Here is a 13,812-nt window from a genome sequence, read left to right on the forward strand (position 1 = left end):
GCCACCCTGCGCCCCCACTCCATCATCAACAGGCCACCCAAACCCGCGTGGTTAAAGGACTTGGCTGTGATCGACATGGGTCTTTACCGTCGTTTTTACCGTCAGAAGCGCTGATCTTTTGCCGGCGCGGGAGATGGAGCGATTCGTTAGGGAGCGACGTTTTCGACATCATCATCAATCGTGCTCAAGGATACAGGACGGCGCGAAACCTTGTCCGTTCTCCGCTGCCCAACGGCGCACCCACCTCGGCTTCCACCACGGGCGCAACTGATGCCCTCCACCAAGCCCTAGCTAGGCCTGCTCAGGCCAGTTCGCCGAGCCCCGGCAACCTAGGTGGCCGGAAGCTCAGAGCCCGCTCCAAATCTTGGAAGTCCGATCTAGGCTCCCGAATTGGGTCGGTGCACGCCGGCCGCGTTGCCATTGAGAGACGCCTGCAACCAGTAATATGCCCACGGTACGCGGACGTTAAGCATATGGAAAGATCAGACGATGAGCGACCTTTTCGACGTTGATGGCGCCAATCTCGATGGCGGGTTCGAGAACCTGAAGTCCGCCGAGCTTCCGATCGAGCAGCAGCTTCGCGCAATGCTGCAAGAGATGTGGTCGCGCTACGAGCCATATGCCGATTCTGATTTTCGGCATGGCTTTGCGCGCGACGTCGACGGCCGCTTCTGGGAAATGTACCTGGGCTGCAGCCTGCTCGAAGCGGGACGCACCTTACTTCCCGTGGCCGAGCGCCAACGCGACGGCGGGCAACCCGATCTGTGCGTCCTCGAAGACGGCCGTCGTATCTGGATCGAGGCCATCACCCCGGACGAAGGCGCTCCCGGCCCCGACCAGATCGTGCGGCCGGTTCCAATCAACGAAGGCGGGGGTCTTGTCGCCGCACCGATCCGGCAGGCGCAACTTCGAACGTCCGGCGCGTTCTGGACCAAGGCGCAAAAGATCGGCCGTTACATCGAACAAGGCGTGATCGCGCCGGAGGACCCTCGCATCATCGCGATCAGCGCCAGCCGCTTCGGCGTCTTCGTCGCCGAGCAACCACTACCGCTCGTCATGACGACACTGTTTCCTATCGGGGACGCATACGTCACCATCAATCGAATGACTGGCGACGTCCTCGAAGAGGGCTTCCACGCCGCGCCATTCATCCAGCGTGAGCGCAATCCGATCCCGCGCACGGCATTTCTCGACGAGCGCTTCGCAAACATCTCGGGTGTGATCTGGTCGCGGATCGGCATCGGCAACTTGTCGCGCCAGGTCCGGCCTATGACCTATGTCCACAATCCCTTGGCACAGACTCCGCTGCCGCTGAACTGGGGCGTCTGGGATCGCGAGTTCGTGACGACCCGGCGCGGCGACGAATGGGAAGCCAACGACATCCTCGCCCAGGCGGTCGTGGCGGAGCCGTCATGACGGTGAGGTCGCACCCACCCGCCTGTGTTCTGACCATGAGAGTTGACCATGGCCGTCGGCGATGATGAGCGATTGGTCGCGCCGATCACCCAACGGCAGTTCGAGTTATATGCGCTGTCGCTCGAACGCGGGCCCAACTTCGATCCTGCCCATATTTTCGGGAGCTATCAGACAGGGCGCGGAAGCGCGAGCGGCTGCATTCTTCTTGATCCCGAGCAAAGAGCCTTCACCAGTTTGGCTCTCCGTCGGCGCGTCGATCACCGCTGGGTCAAAGTCGATGAAAGTGGCCCCTATTCCACACCCGAGGCTGCGCTCGACCACCTTAGCATCAGTATGCGCGGCGGTGATCCGCCCGAACCATTGCCTGCGGGCGATCGGCGCCGGCCACTCTTGCTGAAAACTGGGCCGCGCGCGACATGCCCGGAGTTTCAACTACTGACGAGCACGATCAGCCACCTGCCGGCGCTCATGGCGATCGGCGAATGCCATCTCGCGCTCCCAAACCCCGACGCAAATTTTGTGACGGATCTTCAGACCGGCAATTTCGCCTCAAGGCTTTTCGAACTCTACCTTCTCGCCTGTTTCCGCGAGCAAGGTCTCATCGTCCGGCAAGACCATGTCTCGCCAGATTTTTGGATCGAGAAGGACGGGAACGAGTGCTGGATCGAGGCGGTCACTGCGAATTCCGAGACCCCGCGCACCGGCGGAATTGGCGACTGGGTACATGCGCCGGAGGATCGTATCGAGCGACTGACGGGCGGCCCCGCCGAACGCTTCGCCAAGACGCTACGGGGCAAGCTCCAACGCAACTATCAGGAGCTCAACCATGTGAAGGGCCGCTCGTTCGCTCTTGCCATCGCTGACTTCCAAGAGTCCGGCTCGATGGTCTGGAGTCGGGAAGCGCTGCCCACCTACCTCTACGGAATGCGCGCCGACGTCGAGGGAGACGACGGGCAGCGCCGTGCGATTGGAACGCCGATCACAAATCTGACGGGCAAGCATGCCATCCCGGCGGGACTTTTTCGCGACCGGGACTTTGCTCATGTCTCGGCGGTCATCTTCAGCAATGCGGCGACGCTCGCGAAGTTCAACCGCATGGGTTTCCTCGCCGGCTGGCGGCCGCCCGGCGTGACGATGATCCGGAGCGGCATCCTTTTCGATCGAACCCCCGGCGCGTTGGAGCCGATCCCATTCGAGTTGTCGGTCGGAAGCCCCGAATATGAGGCACTCTGGCCATGGGGCGAAGCGTGGTGTCAGGAGCTGGAGGTTTTTCACAATCCCTTGGCCGCCTACCCCATCCCCTTCGATCTTATTCCGGGCGCCACTCACTGGTTCGAGCGCAATGGCGATATCGAATGCAACACCATCTGGGCGAACTCGGTCCTGGCATCGGTCACCCATGTGCGCACGACCAAGAAGCCTGGGGACCCGACCGCTGCGCGACGCGAGATCGAGCAGTCGTGACCAGCGCGCCACGCCTCGTAAATAACTACTGCCCATAAGAGAAATGGCGACCATGTCGACCGAACCATCCGACCGGACTATGGTCCTCCATCTCCTGCGCGGAGCCGTGCCTGAGCGTGCCGACGAGATCAGCGCTCTCTGGCGCCAGTACGGCCATGCCGTTGAAATCGCCCCAAACACTAAAGGCATCACAATGAATGCCGATGCCACACGCATAAAGTTCGACACCAAGACGATCGACTTCTTCTGGCTTCTCGGCTTTAGTGCATGGCGCGCAATCGAGGTCTATTCACCTGCCCTTGTGATTACGAGCTTGACCGGAATGTCACTCGACCAAGCCCTCGACAGTGACGCCGAACGGGGGCAGTTCGAATTCGACTACAAGCAGCGCACCGCCAGCGCTCAATCGCTCATTGCGGCCGAGCGGGCCGCCGACATTTCCTGGCCAGCGGACGTTCCCCAGCCAACGGCCGATCGCGACGGTTTGGGTGATTCTCAGCAGAAAGTCGCATTCGATCTGGTCGGTCTCGCTCTTGCCTTCGCGCTCCTGCACGAATTCCGGCACGTCATGTACTGCGCGGACAACAGCGCCCCCTCGACGCTGCCCGAAGAGGAAATCGCCTGCGATGTCTGGGCTCGCGACTTCATGATGAGCGGCCTCGCTGCCTACGCGAAAGAGTATGGGCACAACTACGATCAGGTTCAACAAAAGCGCGCAATGGGAATAGCATTCGCCGCCGTGATCATCCACACGTTGACGCCAACGCACGCGCATTGGGGCAACCGGCAATATCCGCCAATCGCCGAGCGGTTGACGGCGATGATCAGCGGCTACAGCTTGCCGGCCGACTCTTCCTTTTGGCTTGTCACGGCCTGCTTACTGATTGCTCTCATGCGGAAGGAAAACAGCCCCCTCGACTTCGTCGCGAACTCAAACCAAGAGATGGTCGAGATGCTGCTCGACCGGCTCCGCTAACACCGCAAGGAGCGCGTCGTGCCGGTCTACTTCATTGGCGAGGATGAAAATGAATGCTCCCCGATCAAAATCGGGGTCGCGAAGAACATAGCGGTCCGCAAGCGTAACCTTCAGACCGGCAATCCTCTGGGCCTGCGGCTGCTTGGTTGGATCGACACGGTCGACTCGTTCCAGCTTGAGCGGCACCTCCACCAGCACTTTGAAGCGACCCATGTACGAGGAGAGTGGTTCGCGATCGAGCCGGCAGACATCCTGCCCATTCTCATGCGCGCTGGCCGCGATGGGTTTGTCGCAAAGAACGCTGATGCCTTCCAGATCGTCGGCTACGACCGTGACGCAGTGCCCGAGTATCTCGGCGTATGGGAATGGGGCGACCTTGAGGTCAACGAATGCTGTCCCTTCTGCGGATGCCTATGCGGCATGCACTTTCAGGAAGCATCTCAGATGTATCACTGCCTCAACTGTGACGCGCTAAGCGACTTCTCGGAAGCGATCCACGCAACGAAGAACTGGACGACTGAGCCATGAATGAGAAGAAACAGAGTGCAAGCGAGCAATGGCTCGAGGCGCGCGCGCCCGGTTTTCTGGATCTTCCAGATCCCGATCGCCGCGCCATATTTGACTTCGCCTTTCTCTGGAGTCTTTTCGAGGCACAGATCATGGCCAATTTCGCCCGTGCCGACCGCATTCGGGAACGAGTCGATGTTTGGGCGGCGGACGGTACGCTTGAAGCTGGTCTCTACGACGCAGAGCTTGCCTACTTTCGAAATCGTTACTTCGCCGATGGCAAATTGACCTATCACTTCCCTCATCTCAACCTTCGCCCTTCAGACCACCCTGATCTCGTGCAGGCGGTTATCGAGGGCACGAACGACGACCCCCGCGACCGGATGCTGGCCCTTCTGATGATCGTCTGGCGACTGCGAAACAACCTCTTCCACGGTGCGAAATGGGCCTATGGACTTCGCGGCCAGCTGGACAATTTCCGGCATGCGAACGGCGTCTTAATGCGAATGCTCGAACGCCATGGTCAGCTCGGCTAACGACGCAAGTCCACTGGATCGGAGTTAGGGGAATGCGGCTTTGCGATCTTGACGGGAAAGCCCATTGCAAGCGCGAGACCAGCGCCTGGCCCAGGCCACCACCGTCCTGAACCGCTTCACACTCTTCGCGCGAGACAATGTAAAAACCTGCCCTACAACATCGCAAGCGTCCAGCCAAGCATCCCGTAGCGGAATGCGTTCCCACAAAGAAGATTGCGCAGGAAATAGGCACATCTCTGCCAGTCGGATTGACCGTGTGCCAGTGCCTTCAAATGTCCCTCCTAGAAAAGGGGACATCACCGGCCGTCATCAGGGCGGCACAACGGTCAGCAAAAGCAGTTGGGACAGCTAAAGCGCTCAGATGCCGCGCCCGAGTGACACCAACGTAAACCACGCGCTTTGCCTCCGCTTCGATCCGATTTACCCACGATTCGAAAAGCGCTTCGCTGCGGTTCTTCGGCGCTCGATTGGGAGGAATTACGACGCAGACAGCATCGTACTCACGCGCTTTCGCCTCGTGAATCTTGGCACACCTCAGCCCGGTTTCGATTGGAATTTGAAGATGATTTGACCACTGCCCATTAAGCGGCTTTCGGAAGAACGTACGCATCGTCACACCCGGCGGCAGGGGTAGGCCAAGCAGTTGAACCTGCGCATGCACGGCGTCGATCCACACGAGGCGATCGGCGTCGGTATTCCCGCACACCTTGGGTAGATTCATGAGAAGAGTCAGAGTTCGTCGACGATGTGCGCGCCGGTCTATACCCGTCCGTTCGACGGCCCGCCGAAGATGCTCGCCTTCCTGACGCAAACCCATGAAGTCCAGTAGCAGGGCTTCTGCCGCTTGCACTACCGTTTCCTTGGACCGCGCCGTCGCGGCAGGTGACCAGAACTCGGCTACTCGTCGGGCAAGCGATTCAATCCGCGAGGTTCCATTCGAGTCAACTGCGGCCACACTGCTGGCCGCACGCTGCGCGACATTGCCTGAATGCGCCAAGACAATCGCATTGGCCGAATCCAAACCAAGTTCAACCACCCGATCAAGGAAGGCCTGGCCGATTGCTGCGCTCGGACCGCGACCGCCGTATGAGAGAAGTAGAACGGAATGTGCAACGTTCGCGGTGTCACCCACGGAGTCGTCTACCTGCCCCTCGCTTCTAAGCGTTGCAGCCAATCTGCAGATGGCAGGGCTGCTGCGAAAATTTCCTGTTAACTCATGACGCGCCTCTGCGGGATAGGTGTCCTTTAACTCCTGAATACCAGCCAGATTTCCATTGCGGAATTCGTAGATTGCCTGGTCGGGATCGCACACGAAGGTCACCCGAACGCCGTGTCCCCGCAACCAGGAGAGGATTTGCAAGTCGAGCGGATTGCAATCCTGCCCTTCGTCCACCATGACCTCATGAAACCGTGCCGCCAGCGCACGCCCTAGTGCCCCTCCCCTTACTGGATCGCGGATCAACTGCAGAGTTTGAACACGAGCATCGGCAGCGCTCAAATAGCCAGCCTGAAGCAAGCCACGTCGTCGAAGGGATGCAGCCTGTTGATACCTGGCTTGATGCTGTTGAACATGATTACGAAGTCCAGCGTGTCCAATCTTGTCGGGCAGAATCACATTGTTTTCAGCGTCGAAGAGATCCAAGCTCACCGGATCACCTTGGAAGGCGAATTGCCCCGACAGCCGAATGCCGACGCCAAGGCTGTCCCAGCTGTCGAGGATGATCGGACGCGTTTTGCTTGCCACGGCACAGCCTGGCAATACAACGAAGTGACGAACGAACGCATCGAGCGTGCCCATGAAGCTGGGGTGTCTCAATAGGGAATCGAGCGCCGCTGCACGACAGCGTTCCCGAAACTCATCGACGGCGGAGTTTGTGAAAGAGAGCACCGCCACGCCATGTCGCGCCGGCAACGCGGCCGCGATCCTCGTCAAGCGCGCGATGATTGTCCGCGTCTTGCCGGCACCAGGGCATGCATGCACGAATGCACTTCCGGCATACGTGGCGAATGCTTCCTGCTCTCCGGTCAGGCCCTGGATGCCGGTCATACGTGCGCGGCACCGCGGATCGCTTCGGCGAGATAGTTCGGCACCACGAACGCCTCGCCTGCCGCGATGCGTGAGGCAATCGCTTGAGCCAAATCGCCCTTGCGGGTCTTCTTGGCCTCTATCAGTTTGAGGAACGCATCGGGACGTTCCGGCGCTGCGACACCTTCTATTCGATCCATCCAGTCACGACGTGAATTGCGATGCAGCCGAAGGAACACGCTCTTTAAGAACGCTTCGTTGCCAGCTCTGAAAATCTCATGTTCTAGCGTGTGCTCGTTGGTCAACACCGTCAGTGCCTGAGGCGCGCGATGTGTTTCAGCGAGATTCTCGAGATCCAGCTTTCGATTCCCCAGCACGGTCGGGTCCGCGTCGGTGATCACAATCAACCGGTCTGCAATGCGTGCGTCGCCATACGGCCGCAACAGCACTTCGACATACGGGCGGAAGTCCACGCCCTCGATCGCCACGATGACGGTTCCCTTGAATCGTAGCCACCCGTCAGAGTCTGCGGCAAGAACGATCTTCTGCGCGAGCACCGGCAACAGCAATGCCTCGGCGATTCCCTCCACCAAGATGGCTCTATTGCCGAACAGCAGCGCTGAGCGGGTCACATCTAGATAGCGGCTGATCTTGTCGAGCGTTTTCGGCTTCAGTCCGAGTTCAGCGATAGGCACGCTGACTGATTCAGAGACCGCTACCCCATTCTCTTCGCGCCGCCGCGATCTCATGACCACCAGATGCGACGGAGAGACCCATGCTGTCAAGTTCGGTGAATGCGTGGTGACCACGATCTGAATGCGGCCCTCCGGCTTGCCGGCCTCAATGGCGCGTGCTGCAGATTGACGTGCTTGCTCCAGGAGGAATTCGAGGACCAACACCTGGAGTTGCGGATGCAGATGCGCTTCCGGCTCTTCGACGAGAAAGATCGTTAGGTCGGCCTCCTTGGCTTTTGCCAGTTCGACAACGACCGTGGCCATATAGAGCAAGTTGGAGTAGCCGAGACCAGATGCTCGAATGTCTTCGGGCGCCAGGCCAATGTCGGCCAAGCGGAACCGCAAGTCGCGGGCGACGTCGAGTAATGTTTCCTCCCCGAAGTCCAACGCTGCAGCCTGAGGGCGAACACCATTTGTCAACATCCCCAGCGCGGTGCCGATCTCCGTATTCATCGTTTTCAGGATGTCGGGTCTCGCGACCGCCCGGCGGACACCTGCTAGAAAGTCCGGCTCTTGCTCCTTCGGCAGGAAGTGGCGTAACAATGCCATAACCCGCGTTCCGCTGCCGGTACCAAGCGCTTGATGCGCGTCACGCAGCGGCGGTAGGTACACGTGCCGGATCAGATCGGAGGAGCCGGCCTCAGGCTCGTTGGTGTCGAAGCGTCCGGCCCACATCGTGGTCTTGCCGCGTGGGGCGCGCTCGGATCGTGCCTCGTATCGATAGCCAAAGACCGCCTCATCCTGGGTGGGGTCCGGCACAGCCGAGATCAGCAAACCTTTCAACGTATCCCCAAGCCCCCTAAAAGTGCCTTCTATTTGGAAGTTGGGGACGGTGGCGTGGCGTCGTACATCCTCGTCTTCTGGATACCGCTCCCTACGTCCGCTCAGCGGCAGTGTCAGCAGCCGTATTGCATCGACAACGTTCGACTTCCCACCATTGTTCTCGCCAACCAAGACAGTCAGATCGGGACGAAGGCTGATGGTCACATTGCCGAATGACCGGAAACGCGAAATTGCCAAGTTCCCCAGATGCATGATCTTCCCTTATGAGCCCAGAGCAATAACGCTTGCCATGGCAACCGTGGCCGTGTGGCTCGCACTCACCAGCCACCGGACAATCCCCTGTTCGTCCGCGATCTTCACCAATCTGCGGTGCAGAGCAACAGTTGGTGCGCCTTTCCGCTGAGACATGACTTCGACATCCGTAAATGCGATGCCGTCGCCCCAACCTGTACCAAGTGCCTTCAACACGGCCTCCTTAATGGCAAAGCGCGATGCAAGCCTCTCGATTCTGTTGCCTCCTTCATTCGCAGTGGCTAGTTCCCCAGGAGTGAAGTACCGATCCAAGAAGTCGCCGGCCTGTTCGTTCATCAGTCGGGAAAAATCTGCTAAGTCGACAACATCTATACCGTGAGCTACAACGTTCCCGAACCTAGATAACTGATGGTTGTGGGTCATGCCAAGGGCCTTGCGTTGTCATAAACTTCCAATAGCCGTCACGACTTGCGCGGAGCTTTCCGCCGGACGCTATCGGGTGGTCCGAGAAAAGTCAGACTCTTAGCATCCTGATCGACAAGTATCTTTCCCCCGCCGGCACTCAGAACCTGGCGCCAGACCTCAAATCCGACCAAGATCGCGCGCTGCCACTCCCCGAGCGACCTTTCTCGCACTTCGAGTAGCGATGTCACACCCTTGATCGTACGCAGCAACTTGTAGTCCAAATCGCCGACACCTTCGAGCCACCGGTGTTCCTTCGCATAGTCAAAAACCAGCGCCGCGACGCCCTCGTCCAGAACCTGGGCTCGGCCACCGTCCTGCACCTCGTCCACTTGAGGGATGCTCTTGCGTTTCCTCTTCAAGAGTTTTCGAATAACCGGCGACCAGCCAAGTACGGCGACATAACCGAGATGGAACACGTCGTGAAACCGATAGCCATCGGGGTCATCCGCGTTGTCGGTCAGGTCGTCACCAATCTTCTTGCCGTTGACGCGCATTCGAATCTTCTTGCGCCCGTCAACGGTCACCTCGCTGAGTTCCACCTCGAACCGTCTAGGCAACCGTTCATGCTCTTCGAACTCTGCATCGAAAGCGAGGGACCCGGTATCCTGCGGCCCCCAGCGGTCCCTGGTCTTCTTCAGATTTGCCTGCGCAATATCCTCAAGTTTTAGATCGAACTTTGCGGCAACGTTTCCGACATACCAAAGCAAGTCGCCCAACTCTTCCGACACTCGCTCCCTGAACAGCAGATGGGAATCGCCATCTCGAAGGTGCTTCTTGTACTCACTGAGCAGTTCGCCCGTCTCACCTGCCAGACCGAGCAAAGGAACCGTAAGATCGTTTCCTGCATCGCCGCTTTTCCGTCGTGACGGCACGCGATCTGTCTTCTGTGCTTCCCGCTGGTAGGTGTTCAAGTTCATCACGAGTTTCCTAAGTCCAAGGTTGACTGGGTAATTGACCTGTTCGCGGTTTTCTCATGCCGCATCTGGCTGACGCGGCCGGAAAGATCAGCCTCGATTTTTGAGTTGATACCCCATTTGGGTGGATACCAAGGCAAGTCCAAAGGTCCAGTGGGAGAAAACTTTTGCTTGATGCGCGTGCGCCCGGAGATTCCGGCCACGTCCGGGTGAGCTACCCTCGCGTATTTGTCGACCTCACAAAAGAGGTTTTGGCAATCGATCAATTGCAGCCGACGTCCCCAAAGGGATTGGAATTTGATCCCTAGCCGCTCGAACTCACGCTCTTGGTTGTCGGCCATCAATCGGATCAGTTCCGGTTCGTTGAGACCCGCGCTGTCGGCGAAACACTTTCTCAGGCCATCGCGTGCACCTGGACCTGGGATGACGAAATCCATTTCGGAGAAGTCCGTGACTTCGCTGTAGTTGATGTCAGTCACGAACTGGTATGCCAGGAAGTCCCCAATCGTTGGGTAGCCTCTGAGCAGTTGGAACGCAGTCTGCATCTTCTTCAACTGTGCCATTTGGCCTGCAAGGTCATCAGCCATCATCCGCTCTAGCAAGCGTAAGTGGTTCTGATGCTTGGCCGTATGCCCGAAGGCAGAGCCGCCGGGTGGCATGATGTACGCGGCCGAGTAAATCCGCCCCCCTGCCCTCATGGCCTGACTCAGAACCTTGTCATAGTGCTCGAACTTGTAGTTCTTGAAGGTGACCTCACCGAAGGTGTGCTCAAGCAACTTCCAAGTCTCGATCTTATTGAACAGTTTGAAGAGCAAAGTACGGAACAGCACCTCGGACGGTGATTTGGGAAGATCGTCACGGTAGATCACATGCCTGATCAAGTACTGGCTGACACGATCCGAAGCACGATAAGCGTTCGTAAACTTGTGAACAGAGATCACGGGATCGGTAGTCCACGGCGCTGGCTTCCCCTTCAACCTTTGGAAGAACACGTTCTGCCGCTCCACGGCGAACCGCCAGTAGCTATCGAATACCGGCGTCACCTTGATCGGCAGCAAGTGCGATGGGCTTGCAGTCGGCTCAAGCACAGCTGTCGGGTCGTTTTCAGAAGGCCGGCAACTCTTACTGATGCAAACCCTCACGCTGCAGTCTCAACAACTGACGCAATATCTTTGGTTGATCCCTGCGCAGCAGTGAACTCATCAACACAACAAGCACGCGCAGCCTCTACCAAAGGCTGAAAAATGGCGTCCGACTTCGGGTATTCATCAAACTTCTCCACACCAACAAAGACATTCATCCTGATCAGCTTCTTCTTCATTTCGTGAGCCATAAATGCCCCCAGCTGCGCAAGTCCCAAGTAGTTTCCATATGCCTTGGTGAATAGCTTCTGTGTTGCGTAGAAAGCATTTACAACCAAACCCTCTTCGGTGGGCTGAAAGCTAACGTGCTGCAAACACGGAAACTGCAGTTGAGCATCGGCTACATGATCTCGTGCAGGGTCAAAAATGCTTGCTTGGAACATGGAATCACGCACGCCCTGTCGACCACCGAACTGAGAAAGTATCCATTCGAGTTGATTTCCTTGGCACTGATCTGGCCCCTGGGTAATCAGTCGCTGAAAATAGAGTCCCCGGCGATTCGCCGATTTGTTCATTGCCTGATACCGAGGGAATGCGTTTTTATACATGTCAAAAAGTTTTGCCCTATCACCCTGCGCCATTTTCCAAAGTCGCTGAGGAAAAATGGTAAATGCGACATCTTCAATATTCCGTTTTCCCTTGATGGATAGCGCCTTCTCTAGAGCGCCCCGAACCCTCTCGTCTTCTATAGCAGCGCCGTCATCCTCAAACCCCGTGACACTGATGATTAGAGGAGATATTTCCTTCCCTGGATGTTCAGTCACATGAAGAAATGCCCTCGCCCATGCGTGAGAGAGATTGCGCTCATCTACGAGCAGCGGCTTAATAGCGGAGGCGTGTTTACTCATCGACAGGCTCCTCAAGGTGACGAAATCTAGCCAAGCCAATATATTGGCGCCGGGCAACACGAACATAGGTGGCCCACGAGGTACCAGGTATTACCACTCGTGTAATGCCACACTTTGCCGCTCGAAAGAGTCGCCCGGAAGCTAGCTCACGCTCGGGCACGAGCATTGAAGCGTCAACAACCACACCCGGTGGAAGGAGCAGCAGCCCGTCCTGCTCGATGTCGAGCGTCGGTGAATTCCAGTGCCGATCTGCTACCGTGAGCGGCATGGCGACGACCTCGCCCAGCAGTTCCGTGCGGATCATCTTTGGCGTAATCCGTCCAAGGCGATCACGCTGCACCTGGTTGATCATATTGATACCGTAGGCGAGGTGATTCACCAGAGTCGCCTGCCCTACTCCGAAGTTGCAGGCGATGGCGTACATATCGAGGGCTGTTGCGCGGTTCGGGTCCAAGCCCCGCTTCGCGAAGGCCTCCCGTAGGCCAAGAGTGGGCATTAAAACAAAAGCCGCGAAAGCGTCAGCCAGAATTTCGTTCGGAGGGCGATCGGCGCTGCTGGCCTGATCTTCCCGCAGCTCGTCGATGGTCGAGCCGTGCCCAAAAACGTGATGCCCCAATTCATGCGCGCACGTGAAAGTTCGTCTCGCCAAAGGCCTGAGTACAGAAACATGAATGCGCGGCTTCGGCGTCCGGTCATACATGCCCTCCATATTGATATCGTTGAAACGGACTGCGACGTTGTGCGCCTCGCACAAGCCATAAATACAGGTGGGACTCTTGAGATCCACGCCCGCCTTGACGCGCGCCGCGATTGAAGCCTGCATGCCTTGCATCACCAGGGCTTTTCGCCCGGGGGCCGACGTAACCGAGAGTTGAGCGCTCATTTAATCACCCCTCCCTCTTCGGCATCCGAGCTGCGCATCGACGCCAGCAGCCGCAGCAGTCGATCCAAATCGTCCGGCTTCAGCTTGCTCAGTTCGCGTGCGGCAAGTTGGAGTCGCGGGTCGTTCATCTCGAGCTGTTCAGCTGTCTCTCCGAGCAGCCATGAGACGGTGACATCGTAGGTCTCCGCAAATCTCGTCAGTTCTTCTGCAGAAACACGGCGATTGCCGGCCTCGATCTCAGAAACCGTCGGCCGATGCATCTGCAGCACCTTGGCCACCTGGCCTTGCGACAGGCCTGCGGCTTTTCTGGCCTCTCGCAGACGTTCGGCGAGCGCCGAACGATGCGTGTCCGGGCTGTCTGTCATTGCGCGTTCGCCTGCTTAGGTTCAACGGCCGCCTGGGCTTCCACCAGGGCTACGACCTTCGCCACGATCTCGTCAATCGTCAGCGCAATGCTGGAATCGTCCTGCCGGAAGATGTTCACATCATTGGCGATGCTGATCCCGAGCTTCGCGCCCAGCATGCCAATGGCGACGGGCCATATCTTGCTGTCGAACTTCGGCAGTTCCTCAACAGGTTTCGTCGCGCCACCAAGCGGTGGGCACTCAAGCTCACTCGTGGCTTGTATGTTCTGCAGCACTTCCACCAGGGTCGTCTGAATCAGAGCAGCATCCATTTGAACCTCCATGCAAGCCATTACGGGCGGTAAGAATATCTTACCACCGCAGCAGGGTTGCTGCAAGCGGCACCGTGATGCGTGGCGACGGTCGCAGGCATCCGACTCCGCCCCTTTGCTGCCTGCGCTGCGCTTGGCTTGAGGAGAGGGGCGCGGCGCGCACCCCTTGAAGCGTTGCGTGGCGCTACTG

General features: G+C 58.2%; 14 protein-coding genes. 5 read left to right on the forward strand and 9 right to left on the reverse strand.

What is annotated here, in order from left to right:
- Window positions 1-489: 489 nt before the first annotated feature.
- From C7H73_RS11280 to C7H73_RS11300, 5 genes are read left to right on the forward strand one after another with little or no spacing between them, the layout of a single operon-like run.
- Window positions 490-1,416, forward strand: coding sequence for a hypothetical protein (locus tag C7H73_RS11280; protein WP_106846735.1), 927 nt, complete (start codon window positions 490-492; stop codon window positions 1,414-1,416).
- Between the two features lie 48 nt (window positions 1,417-1,464).
- Window positions 1,465-2,880: a hypothetical protein gene (locus C7H73_RS11285; RefSeq protein ID WP_106846736.1), complete on the forward strand. Its 1,416-nt coding sequence runs from the start codon at window positions 1,465-1,467 to the stop codon at window positions 2,878-2,880.
- A gap of 52 nt (window positions 2,881-2,932) precedes the next feature.
- Window positions 2,933-3,856, forward strand: coding sequence for a phage exclusion protein Lit family protein (locus C7H73_RS11290; RefSeq protein ID WP_157948348.1), 924 nt, complete (start codon window positions 2,933-2,935; stop codon window positions 3,854-3,856).
- 18 nt (window positions 3,857-3,874) lie between these two features.
- The gene (locus tag C7H73_RS11295) at window positions 3,875-4,384 is read left to right on the forward strand and encodes a GIY-YIG nuclease family protein (protein ID WP_106846738.1); all 510 of its coding nucleotides are present in this window, start codon (window positions 3,875-3,877) and stop codon (window positions 4,382-4,384) included.
- The gene (locus tag C7H73_RS11300) at window positions 4,381-4,899 is read left to right on the forward strand and encodes a hypothetical protein (RefSeq protein WP_106846739.1); all 519 of its coding nucleotides are present in this window, start codon (window positions 4,381-4,383) and stop codon (window positions 4,897-4,899) included. The genes C7H73_RS11295 and C7H73_RS11300 overlap by 4 nt, the downstream gene beginning before the upstream one ends.
- A 268-nt stretch (window positions 4,900-5,167) precedes the next feature.
- Here C7H73_RS11300 and C7H73_RS11305 read toward each other — a convergent pair whose 3' ends face one another.
- The 9 genes from C7H73_RS11305 to C7H73_RS11345 form a co-directional block, all read right to left on the reverse strand.
- The gene (locus tag C7H73_RS11305; protein WP_106846740.1) at window positions 5,168-6,946 is read right to left on the reverse strand and encodes a UvrD-helicase domain-containing protein; all 1,779 of its coding nucleotides are present in this window, start codon (window positions 6,944-6,946) and stop codon (window positions 5,168-5,170) included.
- A complete protein-coding gene (locus C7H73_RS11310) occupies window positions 6,943-8,694 on the reverse strand; it encodes an ATP-dependent nuclease (protein WP_106846741.1) in 1,752 nt (583 codons plus the stop codon). The genes C7H73_RS11305 and C7H73_RS11310 overlap by 4 nt, the downstream gene beginning before the upstream one ends.
- Window positions 8,695-8,703: 9 nt before the next feature.
- On the reverse strand, window positions 8,704-9,117 hold the full coding sequence (gene acpS / locus C7H73_RS11315; protein WP_106846742.1) for a holo-ACP synthase: 414 nt from the start codon (window positions 9,115-9,117) through the stop codon (window positions 8,704-8,706).
- Between the two features lie 38 nt (window positions 9,118-9,155).
- Window positions 9,156-10,076, reverse strand: a complete 921-nt coding sequence (locus C7H73_RS11320) for a nucleoside triphosphate pyrophosphohydrolase family protein (protein WP_106846743.1) — start codon at window positions 10,074-10,076, stop codon at window positions 9,156-9,158.
- A complete protein-coding gene (locus C7H73_RS11325; RefSeq protein ID WP_227001332.1) occupies window positions 10,076-11,131 on the reverse strand; it encodes a nucleotide kinase domain-containing protein in 1,056 nt (351 codons plus the stop codon). Before C7H73_RS11325 ends, C7H73_RS11320 begins: the two co-directional genes overlap by 1 nt.
- An 80-nt stretch (window positions 11,132-11,211) precedes the next feature.
- Complete coding sequence (locus C7H73_RS11330; protein ID WP_106846744.1) at window positions 11,212-12,063, reverse strand: thymidylate synthase; 852 nt, start codon at window positions 12,061-12,063, stop codon at window positions 11,212-11,214.
- The gene (locus tag C7H73_RS11335; protein ID WP_106846745.1) at window positions 12,056-12,946 is read right to left on the reverse strand and encodes an ImmA/IrrE family metallo-endopeptidase; all 891 of its coding nucleotides are present in this window, start codon (window positions 12,944-12,946) and stop codon (window positions 12,056-12,058) included. Before C7H73_RS11335 ends, C7H73_RS11330 begins: the two co-directional genes overlap by 8 nt.
- Window positions 12,943-13,311: a helix-turn-helix domain-containing protein gene (locus tag C7H73_RS11340; RefSeq protein ID WP_106846746.1), complete on the reverse strand. Its 369-nt coding sequence runs from the start codon at window positions 13,309-13,311 to the stop codon at window positions 12,943-12,945. Before C7H73_RS11340 ends, C7H73_RS11335 begins: the two co-directional genes overlap by 4 nt.
- Window positions 13,308-13,622 carry a hypothetical protein gene (locus C7H73_RS11345; RefSeq protein WP_106847646.1) on the reverse strand — a complete coding sequence of 105 codons (315 nt, stop codon included), beginning with the start codon at window positions 13,620-13,622 and terminating at the stop codon, window positions 13,308-13,310. Before C7H73_RS11345 ends, C7H73_RS11340 begins: the two co-directional genes overlap by 4 nt.
- Window positions 13,623-13,812 lie beyond the last annotated feature (190 nt).

It is taken from the genome of Pulveribacter suum (genome assembly GCF_003013695.1).
Lineage (GTDB): Bacteria > Pseudomonadota > Gammaproteobacteria > Burkholderiales > Burkholderiaceae_C > Melaminivora > Melaminivora suum.

What these genes read in the sequence shown, in the direction of transcription:
- C7H73_RS11280 (WP_106846735.1), top strand. Translation starts at nt 490, where the DNA reads ATGAGCGACCTTTTCGACGTTGATGGCGCCAATCTCGATGGCGGGTTC.
- C7H73_RS11285 (WP_106846736.1), top strand. Translation starts at nt 1,465, where the DNA reads ATGGCCGTCGGCGATGATGAGCGATTGGTCGCGCCGATCACCCAACGG.
- C7H73_RS11290 (WP_157948348.1), top strand. Translation starts at nt 2,933, where the DNA reads ATGTCGACCGAACCATCCGACCGGACTATGGTCCTCCATCTCCTGCGC.
- C7H73_RS11300 (WP_106846739.1), top strand. Translation starts at nt 4,381, where the DNA reads ATGAATGAGAAGAAACAGAGTGCAAGCGAGCAATGGCTCGAGGCGCGC.
- C7H73_RS11305 (WP_106846740.1), bottom strand. Translation starts at nt 6,946, where the DNA reads ATGACCGGCATCCAGGGCCTGACCGGAGAGCAGGAAGCATTCGCCACG.
- C7H73_RS11310 (WP_106846741.1), bottom strand. Translation starts at nt 8,694, where the DNA reads ATGCATCTGGGGAACTTGGCAATTTCGCGTTTCCGGTCATTCGGCAAT.
- acpS (WP_106846742.1), bottom strand. Translation starts at nt 9,117, where the DNA reads ATGACCCACAACCATCAGTTATCTAGGTTCGGGAACGTTGTAGCTCAC.
- C7H73_RS11320 (WP_106846743.1), bottom strand. Translation starts at nt 10,076, where the DNA reads ATGAACTTGAACACCTACCAGCGGGAAGCACAGAAGACAGATCGCGTG.
- C7H73_RS11330 (WP_106846744.1), bottom strand. Translation starts at nt 12,063, where the DNA reads ATGAGTAAACACGCCTCCGCTATTAAGCCGCTGCTCGTAGATGAGCGC.
- C7H73_RS11335 (WP_106846745.1), bottom strand. Translation starts at nt 12,946, where the DNA reads ATGAGCGCTCAACTCTCGGTTACGTCGGCCCCCGGGCGAAAAGCCCTG.
- C7H73_RS11340 (WP_106846746.1), bottom strand. Translation starts at nt 13,311, where the DNA reads ATGACAGACAGCCCGGACACGCATCGTTCGGCGCTCGCCGAACGTCTG.
- C7H73_RS11345 (WP_106847646.1), bottom strand. Translation starts at nt 13,622, where the DNA reads ATGGATGCTGCTCTGATTCAGACGACCCTGGTGGAAGTGCTGCAGAAC.